We start from the raw sequence: 26935 nt of genomic DNA, 5'->3' as shown, positions 1-26935 counted from the left end.
AGCGTCACCGACCCGGTGGCCAACATCACCGCCGCCGCCAACTACGCCGCACACCGCTACGGCTCCATCGACAACGTCAACTCCGCCTACTGATCAGAGGGTCTGCGGAAAGGGGCCATAGGCCCACGCGCACCCCTCGTCGCACCCTTGATCCCAGTCGGATGGAAGATGGGACGAGAGTGAGGGGGTGCGATGGCAGCGCAGCGAGCCACGGCTACGGCGCACAGCACGGGCAGCACGACGCAGAAGAAGAGCGACGCAGGCCGGGGGGCGCCCGGCCGGCCCCGATTCGTGGGTGCCCTGCTGATCCTGCTCTCCGTGATCGCGGCGGCGCTCTGCTTCATCGCATTCGCCGAGTGGCTGCCCTCCGACCGTGGGCGTTTCCGGGACTATCAGGCCGCCCAGCCGTGCCCTGCTCACGCGACCGAGCAGGTCCGGGTGGAGAAGGACTGCCTGAGTACCTGGCGGTACACCGTGGTGGAGACGGTGGTGAAGAGCGGCGGGAAGAGCTCCACCTATCGGGCAACCCTGAAGGGCGGGGCTACCCTGCGGAGGGTCGCGGACTTCGGTGACCCGGGGCCGCTCCTGGAGACACTGGAGCCGGGCGACAAGGTGACCGGCATCATCTGGCGCCGCACCATCATGGCGCTCAGCAAGGACGGCGTCCGGCAGGACACCTCCGAAGCGCCCCGCGACGAGATCCAGATGAACGCTGCCTTCGGGCTGATGGCCGGGCTCCTCGCGGCCCTGACGTTCGTCTTCGGAGCGGTGCGCCTGGTCAGGCCTCGGGCCCCCGAGCCCTTCACCTGGGACCCGTACGGCAGGCGGATGCTCATCACCGTCGTCTCCGTCTGCTTCGGGACGGGTCTTCTGACGGTGTGGACCGGGATCCCCTGGCCTGTCGTGCCCGCCGTGACCGTCCCCCTCGTGGCGTGCGTGGCGGGAGTGATGTACCGCGGCCTGCGACGGGATGCCGTAAGCGGAACGTGACGGCACTGCGACAGCCGTAGCACGCTCCACCACGAGGAGCCGGAGACGATCACAGTCCCGGTGGTGACGGCCGGGCGGACGGCGCACGGAAGCCTCGCCCCACCCTGTTTCGACTTTCAGACACGACCGAGGCGGAGCGGCTCCGTCATCACGGCGGAGCCGACCGAGGTGAACCCACCGCGGTGCCCGGTCCGCGGTTACCCGTGGGCGCTGATCACGCCGCCGGCGCCGAGCACGATGTAGGCGCGGTCGACCTCGACACCGGCGTCGTGTTCGTTGGCGTCCAGCGTGGCGGACACGCCGCCGGCGTCGCCGAGGATCCGTGCGCGGCAGTGGTCCTCACCGTCCTTGGTGACCTTGGCCGTCCCGGCGCCCATGAGCTCGACGTTGCCCGGTCCTTGGTGTCCGCCGCCCATCCAGGCCCGAGCCCGGCCGTCCGGTGTGAGCACGATGAACATGTCGTTGGCGTCGAGCCCGGCGTCCTGGTGGTCCGCCTCCATCGTGCCCAGGACCTCACCGTCGTGGACGATCTTGAGCAGGTGGTGCCGGCCGCCGAGCTTGTGGATCTCGGCCGTGCTGCCGTCGGGCAGCTTCTGGGTGCGGACAGTGGGCGCTGTCTTGGGCTTGGCGGCAGGAGTGGTGGTGCGGTGCGGGTCTCGCGGCAACTCGCTCTGCTCCCGCAGGGCGACCGGCCGCATCTGCTGCTTCGCCCCACCCCATGAGGTGGCGTCGACACGGGCGTCGTTCACCCGGATCTGTCCGCATTCGGCAACGGCACGACCCGAGGGCGTCTCTTCGATCCTCGGCGGAGAGACGCCCGAACTTGCCGCAATCCGGGGCGTGATGAGAAGGGTCCGCGCACCACAGCGGGTGACGAGAAGACCCGTCCGCCGAAGCCAAGGGCATGCGGGGGAGTGGGCGGCTGAGTGCACAAGCGGAAAGGACTCGTCCGAGTAGTGCGGATGATCTTTCACTGAGTACGGTGAGGCAACGGATGGCAGGCAGCTGTTCGTGAGCCGCCCTCGTGCCGCCGGAACGGGCGAGCGGCGTGCCGCTGACGTCGCAGAGCCCAGAAGGTGAGCAGATTGATGCAACCGACGTTCGTACTGGTTCACGGAGCTTTCGCGAACTCCTTCTCCTTCGCGCCGCTCCAAGCCGAACTCGGCCTGCTCGGCCACCGCTCCGTCGCCGTCGACCTTCCAGGGCACGGGTTCGCCGCGACGTACCCGCGGGCCTATCAGGCGCCGCAGGACCTCGAAGAACTCGCCACCGCGACGGGGGCCATCAAGGGCGTCACGCTCGCCGACAACGCCGCGCACCTCATCGGAACACTGGAGCGCGCCAAGCGGAACGGGCCCGTCATCCTCGTCTCCCACAGCCGAGGCGGCATGACGGCCACCGTCGCGGCCAACCAGCGGCCCGACCTGATCGACCGCATCGTCTACGTCTCCGCCTGGTGCCCCGTCGACCTCGACGTCAGCGCCTACTACGCCGAGCCCGAGATGGCCACGGTCGACGCCACAGGGCTGGCCGCGGCGATGGTCGCGAGCCCTGTCGAACTCGGGCTGCTGCGTTCCAACTTCCGCACCGCCGACCCCGGCGTCCTCGCAGCCTTCAAGGCGGCCTTCCTCGCCGATGGGACGGACGAGGAGTTCATGGTTTTCCTCAACACCTTCCAGCCTGACGAGAATCTCGACGTCGGCACAGCCGACGACCGGGCACAGGCCGACACCTGGGGACGGATCCCCAAGACGTACATCCGGCTGACCGAAGACGCCAGCGTGCCGCTCGCCATGCAGGACCGGATGATCCGCGAGGGCGACGCACTGACGCCGAACAACCCCTACGACGTCCGTACACTCACCAGCAGCCACCTGAAATGGCTGGTCGACCCGGCACCGGCGGCCCGAGTTCTGGGCGAACTCGCCGGGTTCTCACTCGCGCCCGCCGGATCCTGATCGGAGCGAGACGAGGAGAGCGGCGGCGGTGACGGTGTCGAGGTCGACGGACGTACCCTCGCTTCCTCATGTCGGACGGGGACACCCGCACGTGCATGCAACCGCCCGCCCGCCGTGGTCGTCTTGTGCGCTGACTGTGCTGAATCGGGGATGCGGGGGACGTTGTGGTGCGGAACGTGACGAAGGTCGGTCTCATGGTGGTGGCCATGGCGACAGTGCTCGGGGCCTCGGCCTGCGGCGGGGAAGCCGGAGCGGCGGCCGGGATGCGCGGCGGGAAGCACCCGACGCACGGGAAGAGCGAATCCGTGGCGCTCACCGGAAACGGGGCGTCGCCCGGTTCCGCGCCGACGTCTTCCGCCGCCGTCGGGAAGCTGTCCGGGGTCGCGCAGACCGAGGCGTCGCCCGTCACCCGGCACGTGCCATGGAACCTCGACATCCTGGACCAGCGCTCGCGGCCGCTGAACGGGAGCTTCACCACCACCGCCACGGGCAAGGGCGTTCACGTCTATGTGATCGACACCGGGATGGACATCGCCCACAAGGAGTTCGGCGGACGCGCCCACCTGGGCGCCGACTTCGTGGGCGCGAAGGACTCCGGTGACTGCTTCAGCGAGGATGGGATGGGCCACGGCACGTTCGTCGCGGGCATCATCGGCGGGGCGCGGTACGGGGTGGCGCCGAAGGCGGAGCTCGTACGGGTCCAGGGCATCCTGTGCGAGAGCGAGGGAGGCGGTTCCCAGGCGGAGGCCGAGGCGGCCTTGGTGAAGTCGGTCAAGTGGGTCACCGCGCACGCGCAGAAGCCCGCCGTGGTGAACATGTCGCTCAACCTCGACCGCCGGTCGGCGGCCCTGGAGTCCGCCGTGAAGAAGATGGTCGACGCGGGGATCCCGACGGTGGTGTCGGCCGGCAACTTCCATGACGACGCCTGCAAGCACTCCCCGGCCGGCGTCCCCGGCACGATCGTCGTGGCGGCCTCCACCTCGAAGGACCGCGCGTGGAGCGACAGCGGCTCCTACGGATCGGACTATGGACGGTGCGTGGACCTGTACGCCCCCGGCCAGAAGGTGACCGCCGCCCTCGCCGGCGGCGGTACGACCACGGAGAACGACGGCGCGACATCCTGGGCCGCGCCCCACGCGACCGGCGTGATCGCGCTGTACCTGTCGGCACACCCCCACGCCACGGCCGACGAGGTCCATGTCTGGCTCGACCACACCGCCACCCGCGGTGTCCTGCGCGGTGTCCCCTCCGGCACTCCCAACCGGCTGCTCAACACCGGCGGCCTCTGATCCGTCCCGGCTGCACGCTCACCCAAGCGCCGCGCCTCACCGGGACTACGGGAGCACCGAAGCGCAGCCTGTAGTCCGATGCGCGCGAGGAGCAATCTCGGGGTGGTGGGCCCCGCAACTCCCGCCCGTCCGAGGTGAGCGGACGGGTCGGTGAACCTTCGTTCTCCGGGTGTCTGCCGGGTCCGGCGGTAGGGCGAACCCTCAGGCAAGGTCCGGGACCGGGACTGGTTGGATCCGGCCGAGAGCAAGTCCGCCGGTGGGCAGGGTGAGGCCGTGGTCGTAGTGTCCACGTGTCCACGGTCGCCGGAACGGGTGGGGTGGGAAAGACCGCGCTCGCCCGGGCATCCCCCCGACACGCACATGCAACCGACCCACGTACGCAGGGCGCCCGAGGGGCCGCCGCCGAACGGGGTGCCGCCGAGCCGGCCCGCGCCGAACGGGCTGCCGCCGAGCCGGCCCGCGCCGAACGGGCTGCCGCCGAGCCGGCCCGCGCCAAACGGGCCTCCGCCGAGCCGGCCTCCGCCACCTCGAGTGCCCGTTCGCCTTCGCCCGGCCCTGCCCGCCACTCCGCGGCCGACCCCACCCCGCGCCCCGGTCACGATTGGGTTTCGGCCACCCGCACCCCCTTGCCTCGATCCCGTGTAATCGATTCCAATCCTTCCTACGTCATGCGTGTAATCGATTCCACGAGTCTCACAAGGAGGTGAGCCGGCGATGGCGAGCATCAAGGACGTCGCCGCCGCGGCGGGTGTGTCCGTCGCCACGGTGTCGCGGGTGCTGAACGCGCACCCCTCGGTCAGTGCCGACGCACGTGCCCGGGTGCTGGCCGCCGTCGAGGCCCTGGACTACCGCCCCAACGCCGTCGCCCGCTCGCTGCGCACCGATCAGACCCACACCCTCGGTCTGGTCATCAGCGACGTACTGAACCCGTACTTCACCGAGCTGGCCAGGGCCGTGGAGGAAGAGGCCCGCGCGCTCGGCTACAGCGTGATCATCGGCAACGCCGACGAGCGGCCCGACCTCCAGGACCACCATGTCCGCAACCTTCTGGACCGCCGTATCGACGGACTCCTCGTCTCTCCCACCGACGGCGGCTCCCCGCTGATGCTGGACGCCGTGCGCGCGGGGACCCCGATGGTGTTCGTGGACCGGTGGATCCCGGGCGTCGACGTGCCCGTGGTGCGGTCCGACGGCAGCGCGGCGGTGCGGGACCTGGTGGCGCACCTGTGCCGGCTGGGGCACCGGCGGCTGGCGATCATTGCCGGGCCCGCGGCCACCACCACCGGCAGCGAGCGCGTCGAGGCCTTCCGGGCCGCCCTCGCCGAGCACGGCATCCCGCTCCCAAACGTCTACATCGGCCAGGGCGACTTCCAGGCCGCGAGCGGGCGCCGGGTCACCGAAGGCTTCCTCGACCTGCCCGAACCGCCGGAGGTCGTGTTCGCGGCCGACAACCTGATGGCGCTCGGTGCGCTGGACGCCGTACGGGCCCGGGGGCTGCGCGTCCCGGACGATCTGGCGCTGGCCGCGTTCGACGACATCCCCTGGTTCGTGCACACCGATCCGCCCGTCACCGCGATCGCCCAGCCCACGGGCGAGCTGGGCCGGGCCGCCGTACGGGCCTTGGTGGACCGGATCGAGGGGCGGGTCCCCGCGTCCGTCACGCTCGCCGCCCGGCTCGTCGTGCGCCGCTCGTGCGGCGAGCCCGCCCCCGAGCCGGTGCCGGCTCCCGCAGCCCCCACGCAGTCCCCCTCCCCAGTGCAAAGGAGCACGTCGTGAGCAACCCGGACGAGTTGCTGCGCATCGAGGGCATCCGCAAGACCTTCCCCGGCGTGGTCGCGCTCGACGCTGTCGACTTCGACCTGCGCCGGGGTGAGGTGCACGTGCTGCTCGGTGAGAACGGCGCCGGCAAGAGCACGCTGATCAAGATGCTCTCCGGTGCCTACACCCCCGACGCCGGGCGGATCCTGGCCGACGGCGAGGAAGTGCGCATCCACGGTGCGCAGGACGCCGAACGGCTCGGGATCGCCACCATCTACCAGGAGTTCAACCTGGTCCCCGATCTGACGGTGGCCGAGAACATCTTCCTGGGCCGGCAGCCCCGCCGGTTCGGGATGATCGACCGCAAGCGGATGGAGGCCGACGCCGAGGTCCTGCTGAAGCGGGTCGGGGTCAACGTGTCACCCCGCGCGCGGGTGCGTGAACTCGGCATCGCCCGGCTGCAGATGGTGGAGATCGCCAAGGCGCTCAGCCTGGACGCGCGGGTGCTCATCATGGACGAGCCGACCGCCGTGCTGACCTCGGAGGAGGTCGAGAAGCTGTTCGCGATCGTGCGCAGGCTGCGTGAGGACGGCGTCGGGATCGTGTTCATCACCCACCACCTCGAAGAGATCGCCGCCCTGGGCGACCGGGTCACCGTGATCCGCGACGGCCGGAGCGTCGGGCAGGTCCCGGCCGCCACCCCCGAGGACGAGCTGGTCCGGCTCATGGTGGGCCGCTCGATCGAGCAGCAGTACCCGAGGCAGCGGGCCGAGCAGGGCGCTGCGCTGCTCAGCGTCGAGGGCCTGACTCGCGACGGCGTCTTCCACGACGTGAGCTTCCAGGTGCACGCCGGCGAGGTCGTCGGCGTCGCGGGCCTGGTCGGCGCGGGCCGCACCGAGGTGGTGCGGGCCGTGTTCGGCGCGGACCCCTACGACGGCGGGACCGTGAAGGTCTCCGGCAGCGGCCTGCGGCGGCACGACGTGAACGCGGCGATGGCAGCCGGCATCGGGCTGGTGCCGGAGGACCGCAAGGGCCAGGGGCTGGTGCTGGACGCCTCCGTGGAAGAGAACCTGGGACTGGTGACCATGCGGTCGGCGACCCGGGCCGGGTTGGTCGACCGCAAGGCGCAGCACACCGCGGCCGAGCGGATCGCCGAGCAGCTGGGCGTGCGGATGGCCGGGCTCGGGCAGCAGGTGCGGACCCTGTCCGGCGGCAACCAGCAGAAGGTCGTCATCGGCAAGTGGCTGCTGGCCGACACCAAGGTGCTGATCCTCGACGAGCCGACACGCGGTATCGACGTCGGCGCCAAGGTCGAGATCTACCAGCTGATCAACGAGCTGACGGCCGCCGGGGCCGCCGTGCTGATGATCTCCAGCGATCTGCCGGAGGTGCTCGGCATGAGCGACCGGGTCCTGGTCATGGCCCAGGGCCGGATCGCCGGAGAACTCACCGCCGACGAGGCCACCCAGGACGCCGTCATGGCGCTCGCCGTCTCCACCACGACCACCGACAACACCGCGAAGGAGGCCCCCCGTGGCCACTGACACGCTCAAGAGCACGACGGGCGCGAGTGGCGCCCGGGACGGCCTGCGCCGGCTGCTGCTCGACAACGGTGCGCTGACCGCGCTCATCGTCCTGGTCATCGTCCTGTCGGCGCTGTCCGGTGACTTCCTGACGACGGACAACCTGCTCAACATCGGCGTGCAGGCCGCCGTGACGGCGATCCTCGCCTTCGGCGCCACGTTCGTGATCGTTTCGGCGGGAATCGACCTGTCGGTGGGCTCGGTGGCCGCGCTGTCGGCGACGGTGCTGGCCTGGAGCGCCACCAGCCACGGCGTGCCGGTGTTCCTGGCCCTCGTGCTGGCCGTCGCCACCGGTGTCGCGGCCGGTCTGGTGAACGGCTTCCTCATCGCCTACGGCAAGCTGCCGCCGTTCATCGCGACCCTCGCCATGCTGTCCGTGGCGCGCGGCCTGTCCCTGGTGATCTCCGGCGGTGTGCCGATCCCCTTCCCGGACTCGGTCTCGCACCTCGGTGACACCCTCGGCGACTGGCTGCCGGTGCCGGTGCTGGTCATGGTGCTGATGGGCCTGATCGCGGCGCTGGTGCTCGGCCGGACCTACATCGGCCGCTCGATGTACGCGATCGGCGGCAACGAGGAGGCGGCCCGGCTGTCGGGTCTGCGGGTGAAGAAGCAGAAGCTCGCGATCTACGCCCTGTCCGGTGTGTTCGCCGCGGTGGCGGGCGTCGTGCTGGCCTCCCGGCTGTCCTCGGCGCAGCCGCAGGCGGCCGACGGCTACGAGCTGGACGCCATCGCCGCGGTCGTCATCGGAGGTGCCTCCCTCGCGGGCGGCACCGGCAAGGCCTCGGGCACGCTGATCGGCGCGCTGATCCTCGCGGTGCTGCGCAACGGCCTCAACCTGCTGAACGTCTCGGCGTTCTGGCAGCAGGTCGTCATCGGTGTCGTCATCGCGCTGGCGGTGCTGCTGGACACCGTGCGCCGCAAGGCCGGGGCGACCCCGGTGACCAGCGGCGGCGGGGGCAACAAGGGCCGACAGACGGCGACGTACGCGCTCGCGGCCGTGGTCACGGTGGCGATCGTCGGCGCGACCTCCTTCCTGCACGGTTCCTCGTCCTCGACGACGCCGAAGATGGGCCTGTCGCTGTCCACGCTGAACAACCCGTTCTTCGTGCAGATCCGCTCCGGCGCGCAGGCCGAGGCGAAGAAGCGGGGAGTGGACCTGACCGTCACGGACGCCCAGAACGACGCCTCCCAGCAGGCCAACCAGCTGCAGAACTTCACCAGTTCCGGGCTGGGCGCGATCATCGTCAACCCGGTGGACTCGGACGCCGCGAGCAACTCGGTCAAGGCCGCTGACAAGGCGAGCATCCCGGTCATCGCGGTCGACCGGGGCGTCAACAAGGCGTCCGTGGACGCGCTGGTGGCCTCCGACAACGTGGCCGGCGGTGAGCAGGCGGCGAAGACCATCGCCGAGAAGCTGGGCGGCCGGGGCAAGATCGTGATCCTGCAGGGCCAGGCGGGCACCTCGGCGGCGCGGGAGCGGGCGGCCGGCTTCGCGCAGGGCCTGAAGGCCTACCCGGGTATCCAGGTGGTGGCCCAGCAGCCCGCCGACTTCGACCGCACCAAGGGCCTCGACGTGATGTCGAACCTGCTCCAGGCTCATCCGGACGTGCAGGGTGTGATCGCCGCGAACGACGAAATGGCGCTCGGCGCGATCAAGGCGCTCGGCTCCAAGGCCGGCAAGTCGGTGCAGGTGGTCGGCTTCGACGGCACCCCGGACGGGCTGAAGGCGGTCGAGGACGGCACGCTGTACGCGTCGGTCGCCCAGCAGCCGACCCAGCTCGGCCGGATCGCCGTGGACAACGCGCTCAAGGCGGTCCAGGGCAAGAAGGTGGAGCAGGCGGTGAAGGTGCCGGTGAAGGTGGTCACGAAGGACAACGTGGCCGGCTTCAGCGGCTGAGCGGGACGGCACCGGCGGAAGGCCCGGCCCCGGTGCGGGGCGGCCTTCCGCCGCGGATCGTGACGGGGACGAACGTGTGGGGAGTCAACTGATGTACGACTACGACCTGGTGGTCGTGGGTTCGGCCAACGCCGACCTGGTGATCGACGTCGAGCGGCGGCCGGCCGCCGGTGAGACGGTGCTCGGTGGTGACCTGGCCGTGCACCCGGGCGGCAAGGGCGCCAACCAGGCGGTCGCCGCCGCCCGGCTCGGGGCACGTACGGCCCTGCTGGCGCGGGTTGGCGAGGACGGTCACGGCCGGCTGCTGCTGGACTCCCTGCGCGCGGCCGGTGTCGACACGGTCGGCGTCCTGGAGGGCGGGGCACCTACCGGTGTCGCGCTGATCACCGTGGACCCCTCCGGGGACAACAGCATCGTGGTGTCGCCCGGCGCGAACGGCCGGCTCGCTCCAAAGGACGTGCGGGCGTCGGCGGCCCTCCTGCACGCCTCCAGGGCGGTGTCGGCGCAGCTGGAGATCCCACTGGAGACGGTGGTGGAAGTGGTGCGGAACCTGGCGCCGGGCTCCCGGTTCGTGCTGAACCCGTCCCCGCCGCGCTCGTTGCCGCCGGAGGTCCTGGCGGCCTGCGATCCGCTGATCGTCAACGAGCACGAGGCCCGGGTGATCCTCGGTGCGGACCGCACGGGCGGCGACCCCGAGGACTGGGCGCGGCTGCTGCTGGCCGAGGGCCCGCGCTCGGTGGTCGTGACGCTGGGCGCCGACGGAGCGCTGGTGTGCGACGGCTCGGGCGCGGCCCGGGTGCCCTCGGTGGCGGTGGACGCGGTGGACACCACCGGCGCCGGGGACGCCTTCACGGCCGCCCTGGCCTGGAAACTGGGCACGGGCGCGGAGCTGCCGGAGGCGGCGGCGTACGCGGCGCGGGTCGGTGCCGCGGCGGTGACGAAGCGGGGCGCGCAGGAGTCGTACCCCACGGCCTCGGAGGTCGAGGCACTGTGAAGAAGGCGGGCATCCTCAACCGCCACCTGGCGGGAGCGCTGGCCGAACTGGGCCACGGCCACGAGGTGCTGGTGTGCGACGCGGGCATGCCGATCCCGGACGGCCCCCGGGTGGTGGACCTCGCCTTCCGGGCCGGTGTGCCGTCCTTCGTGGAGGTGCTGGACGGTCTGCTGGCCGAACTGGTGGTGGAGGGCGCGACGGCGGCACGGGAACTGGAGGGTCCGCACCGCACCCTGCTGGAGGACCGTTTCCCCGGTCTGACCCTGGTCCCGCACGAGCGGTTGAAGGAACTGTCGGCGAAAGCCCGGCTGATCGTGCGCACCGGCGAGGCCCGCCCGTACGCGAACGTGCTGCTGCGGTGCGGGGTGTTCTTCTAGCCCCGCCCGTTCAACACCGCGAGCCCGCGCCCCGCATGAGGGGAGGCCGTGACCGCCGCGGCGGTCATCGCCACTCTCACCGACGTGTGCAGCCCTCGCGGGAGCCCCTGCGGAGGGCTTGGGCATGGTGACACGGCCAAGCCCTCCGCAGGGACGAAGAACCCTTGTCCGCCCCACGGACGGACGCTGCAACAGGCCTCGTCATCACTGAGTCCTCGGTGCAGGACGCACAGGAATCCGCCCAATACCCCTACCGGCAGCGGTCTACGACCTGGGTAGCGGAAGCGCCGCTCGCGCTGCGGCGTCAGACTCCCGGAGCGGCACAGGGTTTGTCGAGAGGGCGGGCAACGCCATCGCACCGATTACGTGATCGAGTTCGCGCAGTATGCTCACCGCCGCGTCACGTACGCGCGCAGGTACATCGCCACGCTCCGCGACAAGCTGGTGATAGATCGGAGCGTCCTGAAACATGTGATCCCTTCCAGTAATGATCACGACTAGTACGGGCGCCGAGTCTAAGGGGCGCGGCCTGCACCGCATCAGCCAGCCGGGGCCGCGCCTCCGTGGCCGCCCGTCGAGCCGAGTGATCGTCGGTTCGCTCGGCGGGAGTTGGCGATGGTGCACTGCCGCGATGGTCCGAAGTGGGGCTTCGAGCAACGCCGGCTCATGCGTACCCCTGGGGCGCCGCACGTGCGTTCCTGGCCCGCCAGGCGAAGCAAGCGTCTCGATCGGACGCCCACTCATCTGCTGGATTCGCCTGAACTCATCACGACCCGAGAAGAGTTGTCACTCAGTCACGACCGGGGGCAGCGGTTCACAAGCTGCGTGCCAGGCAGGGGGGAGGGCAGCGACGCCGGTGCGGGCGCCGATCACCCCGCCCGCGACAGCGCAGGTGGTGTCGATGTCGCCGCGCCCGGCGACGGTGAACCACAGGCCCTCGTGCAGATCGTCGAGGTGTCCCGCCGCACACCACAGGGCGTACGGGACGGTGTCGGGCCCTGACATCCGGTAGCCGGAGCCCAGGACCTCCGCGGCATGCCGGACCGAGGTGCGTTCCGGCATCCGGGCCGCGACCCGCACTCCGGACCGGACGTCGCTGTCGGGAAGTCGTTCGGCGACTGCTCGGAGGAAGTCCGGCCTGGCCGGGGCGTGCCCGCCCCGGCTGCGGGTTGCCAGCGCCGCGGCGAGGGCGACCGCCACCGCCGCGGCCACCGCCTCCGGGTGATGGTGCGAGACCGCGCCCTGGCGGGCGGCCTGTTCAGCGACCTCATCGAGGTCGGCGGCGTGCCAGGCGCCGAGCGGGGCGGCGCGCATGGCTGCGCCGTTGCCCCAGGAGCCCTGGCCGCCGAACTGTCCGGCGACCACCTCCTGCCAGGGTTCGCCCGCACCGATCCGGCGGAGCACGTCATGCATCGAGGCTCCGTAGCCGCGGTGCGTGTCATCGGCGTAGGCTGCCGCGAAGCGTAGGGCGAGGCGGTCCTGGTCGACGGTGCCGCCGCCCTCGACGAGTTCCCGTACGAGGACGAGCGCTTGGGCGGTGTCGTCACTCCACCGCCACAGCGGTTCCGGGGGCAGGGTCCGCGCCTCCAGGCCTGCCGGACCGTCCCGGCGCAGAATCCCGAACCAACGGTCACCGAAGGCGTCGCCGAACGCGAGCCCGTACAACGAATCCAGCACAGCAGGAGGCACGGTGATCATCGGGGCAGTTTGCAGCGCGACGGCGCTCCTGCGCTCCGATTTTGCAGCGGTGCGCCGTTCGTCCCGCCCCGCGCTTCGAGCGCGGCGCCCGCTGCGACGAAGACCGCGAGGAGGTTGTCCGGACGACGATCTCCTCCGTCGAGGCCCGCGCACCACGACCGGCCCACCCTCTGGAAGACCCGCGCGGTCCGCACGCCGTGCGAACGCGACACGCTCGCCGGGACCCGGCCCGTCCAGCACGACCAGTAGGGCGCGGCCCCACCGAGGCGGCGAGCAAAGTTCGCTGAGCGTCATCATTCGTCACAGAGGGGGGCACGACCACGGCGTCGGGGGCAGGGTACGCGGCCGTCACCTGACACCAAGAGTGGGCTTGGCGGGCGCGTGAGCCGGACCCTTCGTAGATTGAGGAGGGAGTAACTCGCAGGGAACGCATGTGACCGGCCCGGAGATCGACTACACGGCGGTGTTCGCCGCCCTTCCGAGCCCGTGCCTGGTGCTCGGCACGGACCTGGTGATCATCGATGCCAACCCGGCCTTCTGCGAGGTGACAGGACGAATCCGGGCCGAGCTGGTGGGGCAGTACCTCTTCGACGTCTTCCCGGACAATCCTGCCGAACCGGAGGCCGACGGGGTGGCGACGCTGAAAGCCTCACTGCACCGGGTCCTGTCCTCCGGCCAGACCGATCACATGGCGCTGCAGAAGTACGACATCCCGGTCGCCGGCAACCCCGTGGTGTTCAAGGAACGCTGGTGGACCGCGATCAACGTGCCCGTTCTCGGCCCGGACGGAAAGGTGGTCGGCATCATCCACCGGTCCGAGGACATGACGGAGGTCGTCCGCGCCCGCCGCACAGCGCACCTGCCGTCGGTGAGACCGGGCCGTGAAGCGGCCATGGAAGCCGAGCTGTACGCCCGGGCACGGCAGCTGCAGCGGCTGAACGAGGAACTGCGGCAGGCCCACGCCCGGGAACGGCGCATCGCCGTCGCCCTGCAGGAAACCATGCTCCACACGCCGGACCTCGCCCGGCACCCGGACATCGCCGTGCGCTACCTGCCGGCGACCGGATCCCTGAACGTGTGCGGCGACTGGTACGACGCGGTCGACCTGCCCGCAGGCCGCTTCACCGTCGCAGTCGGCGACGTGGTCGGCCACGGCCTGGTAGCCGCCACCGTCATGGGCAGACTGCGCAGCGCGCTGAGCGCCGCCACCCGCACCGTCCACGGTCCCGCCCAGGCACTGGAGGTCCTGGGGGTGTACGCGCGCTCGGTCGAGGGAGCGCTGGCCGCCACCGCCGTCCAGGTCCTGGTCGACTGCCACAGCCATCTGCTCATCTACAGCAGCGCCGGGCATCCTCCGCCCGTCCTGCTGCACCCGGACGGCACCTGCGACCTGCTCGACCAGGCCACCGACCCACCGCTGGGCGCCCGCCCCGAACACGTCCCCCGGCCCCAGGCCACCACCACCTACGCCCACGGTGACACCCTCATCCTCTACACCGACGGCCTGATCGAACGCCGCGGTGAGGACATCGACACCGGCCTGACCCGCCTGACCACCACGCTCGCCACCTGCACCGGCTGCGGCGCGGAACACCTCGCGGACGCCCTCCTGGCCCGCCTCGACCTCGCCAGCGGGGCCAACGACGACATCGCCATGGTCGTCGTCCGCCTGGACCACATGCCGTGACTCGAGGCCCGCCCGGTGCGGAGGGGCCGACCCCTGCCGACGGACGCACGCTGTACCTCGGCCCACTGCCATTCCGCCTCGTTCACGGTGAACTCCTCGCCTGGACGCATCCAGTGATCGGTGCCCCACGGCTCGACCCACAGGCGTACCGTGCAGCCGGTCTCGCTGCTCAGGCTCGTCTTGGACACGTCGCACCTCGACGAGCAGCTTGATCGGCCGGACAAGTCTTGCCGCCGGGGTCGGGAGCACGGTGACCCGGGGCCCGGGATAGCGTCCCTCACAGGGGAACAAGTGAGAGGGACGTTGTGTATATCGAGGTACGTGGGCAGCGTGCCCGCCGGTGGGTCATGTTCGGGTTGATCGGGGGCGGGACGTTGTTCTTCCTTATCGGTCTCGCTCTGGCGGGGGAGTCGGTCTCGTTCCTGACCAGTGCGGAGCGTGCCCATGGCACGGTCGTGGCCCTGGAGTGGAGGAAGGACCACGACGGTGCATCCCGAGGAAATCGGGGCGACGACGAGCCGATGGCGTACCCGGTGGTCGAGTTCACGCCGGCAGGTGGCACGCGGAGGACGTTCCGGGACTCCACGGGTTCCAATCCGCCGGCGTACTACAAGGGTGAGCGGGTCGAGGTGCTCTATCGCTCCCGTTCCCCCCAGGACGCGCGGATCGACGGGTTCGCCTCACTGTGGCTGATGCCGTTGACCTTCGGCGGGCTCGGGTCGGTCCTCGCGGGGGTCGGGACGGTCGTCGTACTCAAGACGCGGAGGCGTCCCCAGACAGTGCGTCAGTAAAGGGGCCCCGTCCACATCGTGCGCCTTGCGCTGTCTCATTCCAAGTCGCCCTGATCCATGCCGCGTCGACGACCCCGACGAGGAACGACTGCTCAGGCGCGCGTTGATCGACCAGGCCCGACGCCTCCGGAGCTCCCAGGCGGCCGCAGACACCGAGGCGGCAGCCATCAGCCGTGCGGAGGCTCTGTTCGAGCAGGGCGTCACGGCACTCCGCTCCAGGGCAAAGGAGACGCGGCCGTGGCCCTCGAACGCGGCGAGAGACCGACCAGTGCGGCTGTCACCGGAGAGGGGAGTGGCGTTCGGGGTGGGCGGCACAACGGATGCCGTCCCCTGTCGACAGGGCCGACAGCCACGGGACCTTCACATCAGCGGGCCGGTAGCCGGCTGCGGAAAGGGCACCCGTCCGCGGCTGTCTTTCGTGAGGGGGCCCGACACCGTGTACATCGTTGCCTGCCTGCTGCTGCCGACGGTGGCTCTGGTGCTGTACGGGATGGACCGTGTCGAGGACTGGCTGACCCGCACCCCGCATCCGTCCCGCCACGCCCGTCCCCGGCACCTGCGCCTGATCCAGGGCGGCAGTCGAGGACCCCTCACGCGTGCGCAAGCCCGTCGGCGACGGTCCGACGCCGCCTGATCACCCGGCCCGGAGGCCGTCCCGCTCCTGCCCCCGTCTCGCGCACAGCCTCACCCGAGGAGGGCGCTCGCACCAAGGAAAAGAAGCCGGTACGACAAGACACAGATCGGCCCCGTTCCTCTCCCAGCTCGCGAAGGCTCGCACAGATGTCAGACCATCAAGCGGCAACCGCACTGACGGCCGCAGCGGTCATCACCGCTGTCCTCATCGCCAGGGCAGCAGTCCTGCACCGCACACGTCGAACCCACGGCGCCCGCCCGCTCCACCCTCCGCGCCGTGCCATGGAACATGCCGTCGGGACACGTCGACGGGCCGCCGCGTCGTGGGACGGGGCGGCGCTCTTCGCCGTACTCGAGGCCGAACAGCACGTGCACCGTTGCTGGCAACAACTGCAAGCACACACCGACCCGCCCGAGTGACCCGTCGGCAGCTCGCCACCGGATGCCGCACGGCAGCGGCCCTTCCAGGCCTGCACTGTGCTCGCCGTAGCCCGGCGCCCGCCGACGGCCGTGGAGATCCCTGAGGCGAGCACAGAGAGGCCCAGAGTGTTCGAAGGTTTCGAGTCAGCGCAGATCGATGTCGGGGAGGCGTCCGTCTTCGTCCGCTTCGGCGGGGACGGGCCACCAGTGGTGCTGCTGCACGGTCATCCCCGTACGTCAGCGACGTGGCACCGGGTCGCGCCACTGCTCGTCGGAGCCGGCCACACGGTGGTGTGCCCGGACCTGAGGGGGTACGGGCGCTCCAGGGGGCCGCGCTTCACGGCGGACCATGCGGGCTATTCCAAGCGTGCGGTCGCCGGTGACGTGGTGGCCGTGATGCGTCACCTCGGTCATCACCGATTCGCGGTCGTCGGACACGACCGCGGAGGGAGCGTGGCGCTGCGCCTCGCGCTCGATCGCCCTGGGGCCGTCTCCCAGGTGGTCTTCGCGGACTGCCTGCCGTTGACGGAGCATCTGTCGCGCATCACCGTCGAGTTCGCGACCCAGTGGTGGCACTGGTTCTTCTTCGCGCAACCGGACATCCCCGAGCGCGTCATCACCGCCGACCCTGACAGCTGGTACCAGGGTGATCCCGAGGTGATGGGACAGGAGAACTACGACGAGTGGCGGCAGGCCACGCGCAACGCCGACGTGGTACGGGCCATGCTCGAGGACTACCGCGCCGGCCTCACCATTGACCGACAGCACGAGCAGGCCGACCGCGCCGCACGGACGCGCATCGCCTGCCCGGCACTGGTCCTCTGGTCGCTTCGAGACGACCTGGAGGATCTGTACGGTGATCCTCGCGCGATCTGGAGCCGTTGGGCCGACGACGTCCGCGGCCATGGCATCGACTGCGGACATCACGTCGCCGAACAGGCGCCCGAAGCACTGACCTCCGCACTGACCGGCTTCCTCCAGCCGGACCCGAGCCGCACGTAGAGGCCGCCCACCGGAAGTCGAACCGGAGGCAGGTGACCGCAGCTGTCACTCAGTGCGCGCCCGCCTCGGACCGACCGGCGCAGGACCTGGCCCGGCGGTTCGGCGATCAGGTGACTCAGGCCGGGCCCGGGGCAGCCGTGGGAGGCGGTACGGTTCACCACCTCCCGAGGGCCGCTGAGGGCGTGTTGGCTCCCCGGCAGGGGCGGGTCGACGGGTGTCCCGGCTAAAGCCCGCAGGAACCGCGGTCGAGGTGGAAGTAGCGGGCGTTGGCCCAACGGCACAGCCGGATACCGACGGTGACGCCGAGGATGGTGACCAGGGCGGGGAGGTATCCGCCGGCGACCTGGACGATCGGGATTGCCGGGCAGCCGCCGGAGATCGCCCAGCCCGTGCCGAACAGTACTGCGCCGGGGATCACCCCGGCGTGGATGCGCCCCGGGGTGCGGCGGATTCGCAGCAGAGCGAACGCGCACATGATGATCACGACGGCGCCGGCGAAGGAGAGGAGCATGCGCACGTCCTGAAAGGTGAACATGCGGTTCAGCTCGGCGTAGTCGCCGAAGCCGATGTTGGAGACGGTGAACCCCAGGGCCAGCCCGGTGATGATGTTGGCCAGCAGAATCGCGCCCCGAGTACGCATCAGATCACCTTCCACAGCAGGAACGACACCGCGACCGCGGTACCGAAGAACACGGCGGTCGCAACGAGACTGACAGGGCGCAGACGACCGCAGCCATTGAGTCCGTGGCCGGAGCTGCACCCACCGGCCAGGCGAGTGCCGAAGCCGACCAGCACGCCTCCGGCGAACAGCAGGACGAGCATGGTGATCGGATCGGCGGTGACCAGGCTGCGGAAGCCCGGGCCCATGTCGAAGCGGAGGTGGAACCGGCCGGAGGTGAATGCCGCGATCAGTCCGCCGAGGAAGATCGACACCAGCAGGGCAGCCTGGGTGACCAACGGGGCGGGACCCGGGCCGGTGGCCGGGGTGTCCTCACTCGCCGTCGGCTCGGCGTCCGCTTCGAGCGGCTGCGACGTTCCGTACGCCACCGGCGGCACCCCGGGAGCAGCGGGGCTGGTGCCGAAGTGCTCCGCCGTAGCCGCGGCAAGGGCGTCAGCCAGCGCACGCTCATCGGTGAACTCCTCGTCCATCCGCTCCAGGCGCCGTTCCCTGCGCCAGTGCAACACGCGGTCCCACGCGGACGACACGCCGAAGGACCGGTCCGTGGTGACGGCGTAGTTGATGGTGATCAGAGCGAGCCCGGCAGCGCCGGCCCACCAGGGCCAGTAGCCGCTCATGCGGGGCCTCCCATCCATTCGGTGAATCGGGCCCACCAGCCGCGCTTCGGGCGGGCCCCTTGCCGCGCGCGACGGGACCGGCGGTCCTGAGGCTGGGGAATCTGCGGGGACGGTGACGGTTGGTGGAGCGAGACGGGGATCGGCGCAGATGCCGGCCCGAACCGAGTCCCTGCTTCCGACGCCGCGGCCGCGGGCCCTGACGGCTGTGGGGGCCGAGCCGCTGCGTGCTGCGCCCAGGGCGCATCCTCCGGTGACCACGGATGGTGCTGGGGTGGCGGGGCCTGCCGGGGTCCCTGGCCGGGGTCGGCGGCGCCGGACCGGCCCGTGTCGGTGGTCGCGTCCTCAAGGTGCCGCGCGCGTGCTCCGTTGGGCAGCAAGCTGATCGGCACACGCTCCCCGGTGAGTGACATCTGGTAGCGCGCGCACCCGAGCCAGTGATCCTCGCTGTCGCAGTAGTACTCGCGCCACCCTTGCAAACTCGATCTGAGCAAGGGGAAAAGGGGGCATCCTGCGGCGTGCGAGCAACCCACGGTGCTCCTTTCCGGCCGGCGCACACCACCCGTTCGGTGAGCGGTCGCCCGTTCTCGGTCTCATGCCCTCGCCGCGTCGGGCCGACGATCTGAAAATGACGCAGTGACGGCCTGTCGCAATCCGGAACGGCTCCTCCATTCCTCGGCCGGGCGTGATCGAACCACTGCGTCGGTGTCCCGAGCAACCTCGGGGAGAGCTGTCACCGTGACCGTTCGACCTCGATGGGTGACACATCCCCTGCGGCACCCGCACCTCCATATCCCCATTAGCGGGATATCGGCGGCCGATACGGAGGCCGCCCCGGAGGTTGACGCATCCTCATAACCGGGCCGTCTTTCGACGGGAGCCACCGACTCGTGGAGACCGTGCCCATCCGGAGATTCGTTGTGGTGATTATGTGAAATTCGGCTGTGACGAAACTGTTGATATTACTGATCCGTACAACAAGGTCTGGGCCCATGGAGGAAACAATGTGTCAGCGTGCGGTTTGCGGGTCATGCCGGAAGGCGACCTATGAAGGCTGCGGAAGGCACGTGGAGCAAGTGCTCGCCGACGTGCCGGCATTCCAGCGATGCACGTGCGCGCCGACGCGGCGCACAGGTGCAGGCCCGGGGGAGTCCACACCTCGAACGAGGCCGGTGTCGGTCCGACCGGGCGCCGAGGACGGCTGGTGGGCCCGGCTCATCGCTTGGATGAAAAGACCAGCATGACGTCATCAGCGGGCCGTCCGCAGAGCGCGACGCCGACGGCTCCGGCCCGGCTGGTACCGCAGCTGACGTCGATGTCGAGGGCGCCACGGTGCGCCACCGTGTGGTGGCGCTGCAGTCCGCGGACGGCGTCCCCGAGCGAGTACGCGTGGCCACGCGATGCCGGTCAGTAGGGTGATGAGTATGTCTGACGGGATCGCCTGGATCGGCGCACACAGCGCCACAGACGGATCCGCTGCCCTGCCAGGCATGCTCGGCGGGATATCGCTGACCTGTGCCCGCGGCGTGGACGCGGAAGAGTTCCTCATCGCGCTGGGCGCCGACTTCGACGAGCTGTCCGCCCGCCCCCCTGCAGGGACGTCACCGTGCCGGCAAGGCGCCGAGGCGATCAGCCACCTGACGTGAACCGCGCCATGTACGGCACACACGGGGAGGGGGTGTACGTACTGGAGGACTGGGGCACGGCGACGTGGTACACCGGCTTCCGGAAGGTTGAGTCGATGCGGCCGAGCCCGGACGAGGAGATCGTCTGCGTGACGATGAACCGGTGGAGCCCGCCGCGGAGGATCGTCCATGTACCAGGTGACGGGCACGCCCGGCAGGCCGAGTTCGGAGAGGACACCGGGGAGGGTTCCGCACTGGACGCGGCGCTCCGGGCCATCGGGGACGTCGGGGAGGCCGCAATGGTGGCGTACTACGAGGAGTGCGGGCCCCGGCTGCCGGCGGCGGTGTTCACCGCTGTCGGCGACTACTGCGGCCTGGTCATCGATCAGGAGGCCGTTCAGGCCGGCGACCTTTCCGCGCTCCTGCTGCCCATGGTGTGACGACGAACAGGGAACGGCCCCCCACCCCCGCATGCACGGGGTGGGGGCCGTTCCTCACTCCTGAACGGCAGTTAACAGACGTGTCCTGAAACGCGGTCGCTCCGCAAGTGCGGGGATCCCGTGAAGGCCGGTGCGCAGAACTCGGCGGACGCAAAAGGCGGTTCAGGATTCACCTCTGCCCCGGCGCCCCGGCCCCGCATCCGCGCGACTGTCTGGCCCCGGGCCGAGCCCGATCCGGGGCGGAGGGGTTTGGTTCGGGGCCCCGGCCGCCTGCCGGCTCGCCCGGTTGGTTGTTCGGCGGGCAGGCCGTTGGCGTCACCGCGCTCCTGCGACTGGCTGGTTGTGCACCGACGGGGAAGGGCACGCGCACGTTGCCTGATTCGGTTCTGTCGATGCAGGGCGTCGACTGGTAAGCCGGTGCACGTCGCCGATTGACCCGGAGCGGGAGGATCATGGAACGGGTTTTCGACAGCAAGAACTTCACTGGGCAAGAGGCTCTGGCCGCGTGGACAGAGGTGACCCGGCGGGCGGTGATGCCGAAAATGTTCCGTGCTGTGGACAGCGATGTGTTCCGCGGCTGGTTCGACGAAATGTCCTTGGGGTCGGTGCAGGTCTCGTCGATGGCCTACTCCTCGATCACCACGTCCCGGACACCGAAATTGATCCGCGTCTCCGACCCGGAGTGCCTGTATGTCGTGGCGCCACTTTCCGGCCCTCATTTCATTGAGCAGAATCGGCGCAGCACTCTCGTCCGGCCCGGGGAGTTGGTGCTTTTCGGTAGTTCTCGGCCCTTCGAGTCGTACGCCGTCGGCAAAGCGATGCTCATGCAGTTCCCGATCGCCCTGCTACCGCTCAGTGTTCGCCATGTCGACCAGATGGTCGCCTGCCGGCTGCCCGGCGACAAGGGAATCGGTCAGTTGTTGGTCGACTACTTGGCCCGTGTGACGGACGACCACACGTGCTACACACCCGCAGACATGCCTCGGCTGGGCACGATCGGTCTCGACCTGGCCGCGGCCGTTCTCGCCCATCATCTGGAGCGTGAAGACGAGATTCCGGCCGACAGCCGGCAACGAGCCCTGTACACCCGCGTCACCTCGTTCATCCGAGATCATCTCGGCGACCCCTCGCTCAGCGTCGACGGCATAGCGGCGGCCCACCACATCTCCGTCCGTTCACTGCACCGGCTCTTCCAAGCGCACGGCGCGAGCGTCCGCGCTTCCATTCGCGAGCAGCGTCTGGAAGGCTGCCGCCGCGACCTGGGCGATCCGATGCAGCGTCACGTGCCCGTCAAGGCCATCGCCGCCCGCTGGGGTTATCCCCGTCCCGCCGATTTCACCCGCGCCTTCCGCTCCGCCTACGGCGTTGCGCCTGTCGAGTATCGACACCAGGCCCTGCAGCGCCCACGTGCGGGCAAGACCTCGCGTGCATGATCTTTCCCTCTCCTCGCCCCTCCGAGTGATCATTCGTTTCTGGCGCTCCGAGTCAACGGTTTGGCACGGCTCGCCAAGGCGATGGGTGCTGCGTGCCCCGAGACTGGATGCGCCTGAACCGTGCCGCGTTCCGGGCGGTCCAGTAGGAGGGGAAGCCTGAGAGGCATCCCGCGGTGAATGTCAGGCTCACGACGCGACCGCTGCCTTGCCGGAACGACGCACTCAGGGCGCACAAGTGTCAACCCACTGAAACTCGGCATCGAGTTCGACGAAGAGGAGTCAGCATGCGCACAACCAGGAAGTTCGGAGCCATTGCCGGCGGCATCGTGCTGACCGGTGGTCTGCTGGCAGGAAGCGCAGCGGCTGCCGGTGCGGCTCAGGCCGCGCCGCAGGCGGCGTCGGACTGCCCGTCGGGCTGGTTCTGCGTCTGGTCCGGGCAGAACTACACCGGCCACATGCAGAAGGTCGCGGGGAACAACGCGGACCTCACCAAGTACTCGGTCTTCCAGAACTTCCGCTCCTACTACAACCACGGGAAGTCCTGTGACTTCGAGGGGTTCTCGGAGAAGAATTACCACGGATCCAGCGGAGTCGCCCCGAGGGGAGACAAGGGGAGCAGCAGCACGCCCGGCTGGGTGAAGTCCAACAAGTGGGTCAACTGCGGCTGACCGGCGACCAGCCCGGCAACAGGCCGGCGCCCCGCCAGGACATCCTTCGGGCCGCCACCGCTGTGACCCGACTACGTCCTGTCGAACTCGCCGCTTCCGGGGGGCGCCGGCCTTCCTGCGGGCCCGGAGGTGGGCCGTCTGCGGGACGGATGCAGAGCGACTCCAGAGGGCGGTCAGCTCTGGGGCAGTGCTCCGGGGGTGAGTTCGACGCGCAGGTCGTCACCGTCCTGCAGGATGTACGTCGCGGCCTTCTCATGCGTCCAGCCGACCGGGATGAGGTAGTAGCGCCCCGACCGGTCGATGAGGCGCCGCAGCCCGGTGTAGCGGTAGCGGAAATGCACCGCCGGACCGAGGTCCTGTACGGCGACTCCCGGTCCGGCGATGCTGTACCGCTCGGTGGTGAAGACGGTCACCCCCGTGAGTCGTACGACGTGGTGGCCGAGCCCCCGCGCGTCGTCGTTCCCCATCTGCGCGGCCGCCGATGTGCCCGACCACAGCAGGAGCAGGACGACGGCGAGGGTGCGCGCGTCGGCGCGGCGGGGGCCTGTGCCGGCGAACCCGGTTCGGCGGGCGTCGAGGCGAGCCAGTTGGATGCCGACGGCGAGTACCAGCGGGGCCGGCCAGTCGTACCGGACGACGCTCGGCAGGACGGCGAACAGCGCGACACCGGCGGCTACGACCAGCAGATGACCGCGTGTCAGCAGGGCCAGCAGACGCGACCAGGCGGCTGCGAGCCGGTCGGCGTGGGGGATGCGACGGGCAAGGGGGAGGGTGGTCGGGTTCCGGAGGACCAGAAAGGCCATGGCGAGCCCGACGACCAGGGGCCTGTTGACGACGCGGAGGCTCTGGATCGCCAGCTCGGCGTATCCGATGCCGAGGGTGAAGACGTCGAGGCGGAAGTAGGCGTAGTAATTGGCAAGGTAGACGGCGCCCAGGTAGAACATGAGCGCCGTGATGAGGGAGGCCTGCGTCACGGCGGCGCCGAGCACCGTGGGCAGGGACGCGGCACGGGCAGCCGTGCGGGCCGGCGGGTCGGAACAGCTCATCGGGTTCCCGTCGGGTCGGCCGTCGGGCATGGTGTGCCCGGTCCGGACGGCGAGGGCTTCGGCGAGGAGCCTGTGCTGGGGGGCGCATCACCGGTCCGGCTCGACACGCCGGACGACGTTCCGCCGGCCGCCTCCGATGTGGTTCCACCGCCCGTCTGCGGCGTCCCCGTCGGCCCGCTCGGCGGGCAGGTGCCTGTGCCGCCGTCCGAGCTTTCCCCGTTCGCGCTTCCCCCGGAGGAGCCGCTCCCGCCCCCCGGGTCGATGCCCGGCGGAGGCAGGGGTCCCGCGGAGGCGGAGGGCGGCGGATCGATGGGGGGAATGGGATCACCGCCGTACGGCGGCACGCCGCCCCCCGCCGATGACGCACCACCCGCCGCCGCGGCACCGCCGACCACGTGGCCCTGGGACGGCACGGGGCTCGCAGAACCGCTGGTTGCCGAGGAGACGACACCGGTACCGGGGGTCTCCGAGTGTGGACGGCTTTGATGCGTACAGCCGGCACATAAGCCCCCCACGACGGCACTCACCACGACGGTGCATAAGACCCTAGCCAGCCCTGCAGGCATGCTCCTCCCCCTTCAAGGGCCCACCTTCAACAGAAGACCTTCCCCGCCCCTCTTGCGGTCAAGCCATGCTCGGTGCCGCCGACTTGTGCCACTGGCGGATGCCCTGTTCGATGCAGCCGAAGGGGTACCGGGCCATGCGCGCGCCGTGCGGGTGTGTGCCGGTGCCTGGCCCCTGGCGCCGTGAATCTCTCGTCGACGGCGGCAGCTTGCCGCGAAGACCGACGCGGATCAGTCGGCGACGGTAGTGTGCGTGCGTGAGTCAGAAAAGGGGCTTACGGGCCGTACGTGCTCGACCGCAACGTCGGCGCACAGGGCTCGTGCTGTCGGGCGGGGGTTTCCGGGGGGCGTACCAGACGGGTTTCCTGAAGGCTGCCGAGGAGTTCGGATTTCAGCCGGACGTCGTGAGCGGCACGTCGGTGGGAACGCTGAACGCCTTTCTGCTGCGCTACCTGACGCCAAGCCAACTCGTTGCGTACTGGCAAGAGAAGGTCACCTTCGGACACTTCTACCAGCCTTATCCAGTCGGCACAGTGGTCCGGTTGGTCTGCTGGTTCTTGCTCGCACCCTGGATCCCCCTCTACTGGATGTTCGGCACGTTGCGCTTCGGCGGGGCGCAGGGCCAGCTGCTTACGGACACCGAAACGGCCATCTCCACGAAGCAGAGGAACCCCTGGACGCTCACAGCCCATGGTTGCATTGTGTTCATCCCCGTCCTCACGACCGGTGCCGCTTGCTCGTTCTTCGCGGGTGATTTCGGCGTCTCGACGGAGTCCGGTGAGTTCGGTTACGGCCTGGTGCTGTTCGCCCTCGGAAGCGCCGTCGTCGTGACGATGGCACCGCGCATCGCCCGGCGTGCGGAGAGCAGCGGTTTCACTCTGTTCCGCTCCTTGCTCGACGTCAGACTCGAAGAGGTCGTCCCGCCCGGATCCAAGCCGCGAGCAGGAGCCCCGCGGGTCTTCGCCACAGTGTCGGTCGCGGAGCGCATCTTCGACTACTCGAACATCGAGTACTACCCGCCACCTGGTCGGCAGTTGACCGGACTGGAGCGGGTGACAAGTGTGTTGAGGGGCGACATCGAACCCGTAGTGCGCCCCACACTGATGCCGCACTACGTGCACATCAAGGAACGCAGTGACTCCCTCGCCATCGCCGCTGCGAGCGCGGCGTTGCCACTCGGCATGCTCCCGGGACGGCTGCACGACGGCCGGCTCTTCCGAGATGGTGGCTCCGCCGACAACATTCCGGTCTTTCCCCTGCTGGACCAAGGCCTCCACGAGATCCTCATCCTGGACATTGCCAAGAACCGGTGGGATCGGGAAGCATTCCTCTCCGGTCTCAAGGGTGCCTGCCGCAGGCAGTTGCTCCGGGCCGTAAGCGCCGAAGCCATGACCATCGCGACGGACCGGGTCGAGGAACGCAGGGGCCTGCGGGGAGCGAGGACCGTCGCGAAGATCACCAATGAGCTCGACGGACGATTCGGGTTAAAAACCCCGCGTGTCCCGGAAATCCACCATGTCCGGCTGTGCGAGAAGCGAATCGGGCTCACAACGGTCTGGGCGTCGCGGCGCCGCATCCAGGCCATGCAGGAGCACGGATACCAGGCAGGCCGTGCCTTTTTCGCGGCGCGCCGCGACGCTGGGACGGTGTGACGGCGACCGCTGCCCTGCATGAGCACATGGCACTGCCAACAGAGGGGGACGCAATGTGGAAGTACATCGCGCAGGATGGGCGTTGGGGGCTGTGGCTGGTCTGTGCCTGTTATCTGATGGTGGTGTACATCACCTCCCGGGGGCTGATCGCTGCCCCGAGATACCGGCTGCTCCAGGCGCGGATCCGGGACTGCCGCGCACGGGCGGCGGTCGTTGCTGCGGCCCTTTCACCCGATAGCCCCGGCGCACCGACCTCGCCTGCCATGGCCTCGGCCCTCACCGCTGTCACCGAACGGCTGGACGCGCTCGAGAGGAACGGGCAGGTCGTTTGGCGACTGCTGCCCCGGCATTCGGTCGTCGCCATCCCGCTGTCCAAACTCTCCGCGGCCTGGCGGACGGTGCACGAGGCGGAGACGCAACTCCTGCGTCTGGAGCCGCAAGAGGAAATTGCGCTGCGCGCCCAGTCCCTGCGACTGCGCCTGATCACCGATCCCGGCCCGGTCAACGACCGGCTCGTGAGGGAACTCGCCGAGCACCACGGTGACGTCTCGTCCGAGCGCGCCATCCTCGTCGCCGCCATGGAGCAACTACACGACACGGAGGACACCGAGTACGAGCGCGAGTACGAGCTTCAGCGCACCGCGCTGTGGCTGGCGCTCACCGGGCTGGGCGCTGTCCTGCTGATCGGGCTGGTCTTCGACCACCGCCTCTCCATGCTCGTCGGCGGCCTCGGAGGCTTTCTGTCCCCCCTGATCGGCGTCATGCGTTCCCAGCGGCCGTCCTCCTGGGGAGTGCTCGTCCTGGCGCCGGTGGGTGGGGCGCTTGCGGCACCAGGCGGGCTGCTCCTGGTACGGATGCTGGCCGATCCAGAGCTCAATCTCCTCGGCCGGGTCTTTCTGGAGAACTCCTGGAGCGCCCCCTCGCGCCCCATCTCCTTGGCGATTGCCCTGCTGTTCGGCTTCTCCGGCACCCTGTTCTCCCGCCTGGCGCTCGCCGCCACCGGCCAGATCGCCCCCCTCCCAGCCCGTACGGCCCAGAGTGTGTCGACGACGGCGTGATTCCCGAAGCGAGTACGGCATGCGGGCGGCGGGTTCAGGCTCTGGGGAGTGAGAGGCGGGCACATACCGACTTCCCGGAT

23 protein-coding genes and 1 pseudogene are annotated in these 26935 nt (G+C 69.9%); 18 read left to right on the top strand and 6 right to left on the bottom strand.

Annotated elements, in window-relative coordinates:
* Positions 1-192: 192 nt before the first annotated feature.
* Positions 193-990, top strand: a complete 798-nt coding sequence (locus ACIHEJ_RS40380; RefSeq protein ID WP_400142888.1) for a hypothetical protein — start codon at positions 193-195, stop codon at positions 988-990.
* A 197-nt stretch (positions 991-1187) separates the two neighbouring features.
* On the opposite strand, the gene ACIHEJ_RS40375 is transcribed toward ACIHEJ_RS40380, so the two are convergent.
* Complete coding sequence (locus ACIHEJ_RS40375) at positions 1188-1739, bottom strand: hypothetical protein (protein WP_400142887.1); 552 nt, start codon at positions 1737-1739, stop codon at positions 1188-1190.
* Positions 1740-2078: 339 nt separating this feature from the next.
* Here ACIHEJ_RS40375 and ACIHEJ_RS40370 point away from each other — a divergent pair, with 339 nt between their 5' ends.
* The 7 genes from ACIHEJ_RS40370 to rbsD all read left to right on the top strand — a co-directional run bounded on the left by ACIHEJ_RS40370 (position 2079) and on the right by rbsD (position 10846).
* A complete protein-coding gene (locus ACIHEJ_RS40370; protein ID WP_400142886.1) occupies positions 2079-2948 on the top strand; it encodes an alpha/beta fold hydrolase in 870 nt (289 codons plus the stop codon).
* Positions 2949-3124: 176 nt separating this feature from the next.
* Complete coding sequence (locus ACIHEJ_RS40365; RefSeq protein ID WP_400142885.1) at positions 3125-4237, top strand: S8 family peptidase; 1113 nt, start codon at positions 3125-3127, stop codon at positions 4235-4237.
* Positions 4238-4951: 714 nt separating this feature from the next.
* Positions 4952-6013, top strand: coding sequence for a LacI family DNA-binding transcriptional regulator (locus ACIHEJ_RS40360; RefSeq protein WP_400142884.1), 1062 nt, complete (start codon positions 4952-4954; stop codon positions 6011-6013).
* Entirely contained in the window at positions 6010-7539 is a 1530-nt protein-coding gene (locus tag ACIHEJ_RS40355) for a sugar ABC transporter ATP-binding protein (RefSeq protein ID WP_400142883.1), read from the top strand. Before ACIHEJ_RS40360 ends, ACIHEJ_RS40355 begins: the two co-directional genes overlap by 4 nt.
* On the top strand, positions 7529-9475 hold the full coding sequence (locus ACIHEJ_RS40350) for a substrate-binding domain-containing protein (RefSeq protein ID WP_400142881.1): 1947 nt from the start codon (positions 7529-7531) through the stop codon (positions 9473-9475). The genes ACIHEJ_RS40355 and ACIHEJ_RS40350 overlap by 11 nt, the downstream gene beginning before the upstream one ends.
* A gap of 91 nt (positions 9476-9566) precedes the next feature.
* On the top strand, positions 9567-10469 hold the full coding sequence (locus ACIHEJ_RS40345) for a ribokinase (protein ID WP_400142879.1): 903 nt from the start codon (positions 9567-9569) through the stop codon (positions 10467-10469).
* Positions 10466-10846: a D-ribose pyranase gene (rbsD, locus tag ACIHEJ_RS40340; RefSeq protein ID WP_400142877.1), complete on the top strand. Its 381-nt coding sequence runs from the start codon at positions 10466-10468 to the stop codon at positions 10844-10846. The genes ACIHEJ_RS40345 and rbsD overlap by 4 nt, the downstream gene beginning before the upstream one ends.
* A gap of 209 nt (positions 10847-11055) precedes the next feature.
* Here the strand turns inward: rbsD and ACIHEJ_RS40335 are convergent.
* Positions 11056-11154 (bottom strand): annotated as a pseudogene (locus ACIHEJ_RS40335) (IS5/IS1182 family transposase); the annotation flags it as partial.
* Positions 11155-11632: 478 nt separating this feature from the next.
* On the bottom strand, positions 11633-12544 hold the full coding sequence (locus ACIHEJ_RS40330) for an ADP-ribosylglycohydrolase family protein (protein ID WP_400142875.1): 912 nt from the start codon (positions 12542-12544) through the stop codon (positions 11633-11635).
* A 433-nt stretch (positions 12545-12977) separates the two neighbouring features.
* On the opposite strand from ACIHEJ_RS40330, the gene ACIHEJ_RS40325 reads away from it, so the two are divergent.
* The 4 genes from ACIHEJ_RS40325 to ACIHEJ_RS40310 all read left to right on the top strand — a co-directional run bounded on the left by ACIHEJ_RS40325 (position 12978) and on the right by ACIHEJ_RS40310 (position 17077).
* Positions 12978-14231, top strand: coding sequence for a SpoIIE family protein phosphatase (locus ACIHEJ_RS40325; protein WP_400142873.1), 1254 nt, complete (start codon positions 12978-12980; stop codon positions 14229-14231).
* A 347-nt stretch (positions 14232-14578) separates the two neighbouring features.
* Entirely contained in the window at positions 14579-15022 is a 444-nt protein-coding gene (locus ACIHEJ_RS40320) for a DUF3592 domain-containing protein (protein ID WP_400142871.1), read from the top strand.
* A 436-nt stretch (positions 15023-15458) separates the two neighbouring features.
* On the top strand, positions 15459-15656 hold the full coding sequence (locus ACIHEJ_RS40315; RefSeq protein WP_400142869.1) for a hypothetical protein: 198 nt from the start codon (positions 15459-15461) through the stop codon (positions 15654-15656).
* 545 nt (positions 15657-16201) lie between these two features.
* Positions 16202-17077 (top strand): alpha/beta fold hydrolase, encoded by an 876-nt coding sequence (locus ACIHEJ_RS40310; RefSeq protein ID WP_400142867.1) that lies wholly within the window; start codon positions 16202-16204, stop codon positions 17075-17077.
* 223 nt (positions 17078-17300) lie between these two features.
* Here the strand turns inward: ACIHEJ_RS40310 and ACIHEJ_RS40305 are convergent, their stop codons facing one another.
* Positions 17301-17717, bottom strand: a complete 417-nt coding sequence (locus tag ACIHEJ_RS40305; RefSeq protein WP_400142865.1) for a YeeE/YedE thiosulfate transporter family protein — start codon at positions 17715-17717, stop codon at positions 17301-17303.
* Positions 17717-18373: a YeeE/YedE family protein gene (locus ACIHEJ_RS40300; RefSeq protein WP_400142863.1), complete on the bottom strand. Its 657-nt coding sequence runs from the start codon at positions 18371-18373 to the stop codon at positions 17717-17719. The genes ACIHEJ_RS40305 and ACIHEJ_RS40300 overlap by 1 nt, the downstream gene beginning before the upstream one ends.
* Before the next feature lie 1421 nt (positions 18374-19794).
* On the opposite strand from ACIHEJ_RS40300, the gene ACIHEJ_RS40295 reads away from it, so the two are divergent.
* The 4 genes from ACIHEJ_RS40295 to ACIHEJ_RS40280 all read left to right on the top strand — a co-directional run bounded on the left by ACIHEJ_RS40295 (position 19795) and on the right by ACIHEJ_RS40280 (position 22536).
* Complete coding sequence (locus ACIHEJ_RS40295) at positions 19795-20016, top strand: hypothetical protein (protein ID WP_400142861.1); 222 nt, start codon at positions 19795-19797, stop codon at positions 20014-20016.
* 8 nt (positions 20017-20024) lie between these two features.
* Positions 20025-20435, top strand: coding sequence for a hypothetical protein (locus tag ACIHEJ_RS40290; RefSeq protein ID WP_400142859.1), 411 nt, complete (start codon positions 20025-20027; stop codon positions 20433-20435).
* Positions 20436-20887: 452 nt separating this feature from the next.
* Positions 20888-21868 (top strand): helix-turn-helix domain-containing protein, encoded by a 981-nt coding sequence (locus tag ACIHEJ_RS40285; RefSeq protein WP_400142857.1) that lies wholly within the window; start codon positions 20888-20890, stop codon positions 21866-21868.
* A gap of 284 nt (positions 21869-22152) precedes the next feature.
* Positions 22153-22536, top strand: coding sequence for a peptidase inhibitor family I36 protein (locus ACIHEJ_RS40280; RefSeq protein WP_400142855.1), 384 nt, complete (start codon positions 22153-22155; stop codon positions 22534-22536).
* A 173-nt stretch (positions 22537-22709) separates the two neighbouring features.
* Here the strand turns inward: ACIHEJ_RS40280 and ACIHEJ_RS40275 are convergent, their stop codons facing one another.
* A complete protein-coding gene (locus tag ACIHEJ_RS40275) occupies positions 22710-23582 on the bottom strand; it encodes a hypothetical protein (RefSeq protein ID WP_400142853.1) in 873 nt (290 codons plus the stop codon).
* Positions 23583-24402: 820 nt separating this feature from the next.
* Between ACIHEJ_RS40275 and ACIHEJ_RS40270 the strand changes: the two genes are divergently transcribed.
* Together ACIHEJ_RS40270 and ACIHEJ_RS40265 are read left to right on the top strand one after the other, a co-directional pair.
* A complete protein-coding gene (locus ACIHEJ_RS40270; protein WP_400142851.1) occupies positions 24403-25797 on the top strand; it encodes a patatin-like phospholipase family protein in 1395 nt (464 codons plus the stop codon).
* A 263-nt stretch (positions 25798-26060) separates the two neighbouring features.
* Complete coding sequence (locus tag ACIHEJ_RS40265) at positions 26061-26855, top strand: hypothetical protein (protein WP_400142849.1); 795 nt, start codon at positions 26061-26063, stop codon at positions 26853-26855.
* The last annotated feature ends 80 nt before the right edge of the window (positions 26856-26935 follow it).

This window comes from Streptomyces sp. NPDC052301, from assembly GCF_044593395.1.
GTDB lineage: Bacteria > Actinomycetota > Actinomycetes > Streptomycetales > Streptomycetaceae > Streptomyces.
The sequence above is the reverse complement of the archived record's forward strand: the minus strand, read 5'-3'. Positions and strand labels throughout refer to the sequence as shown.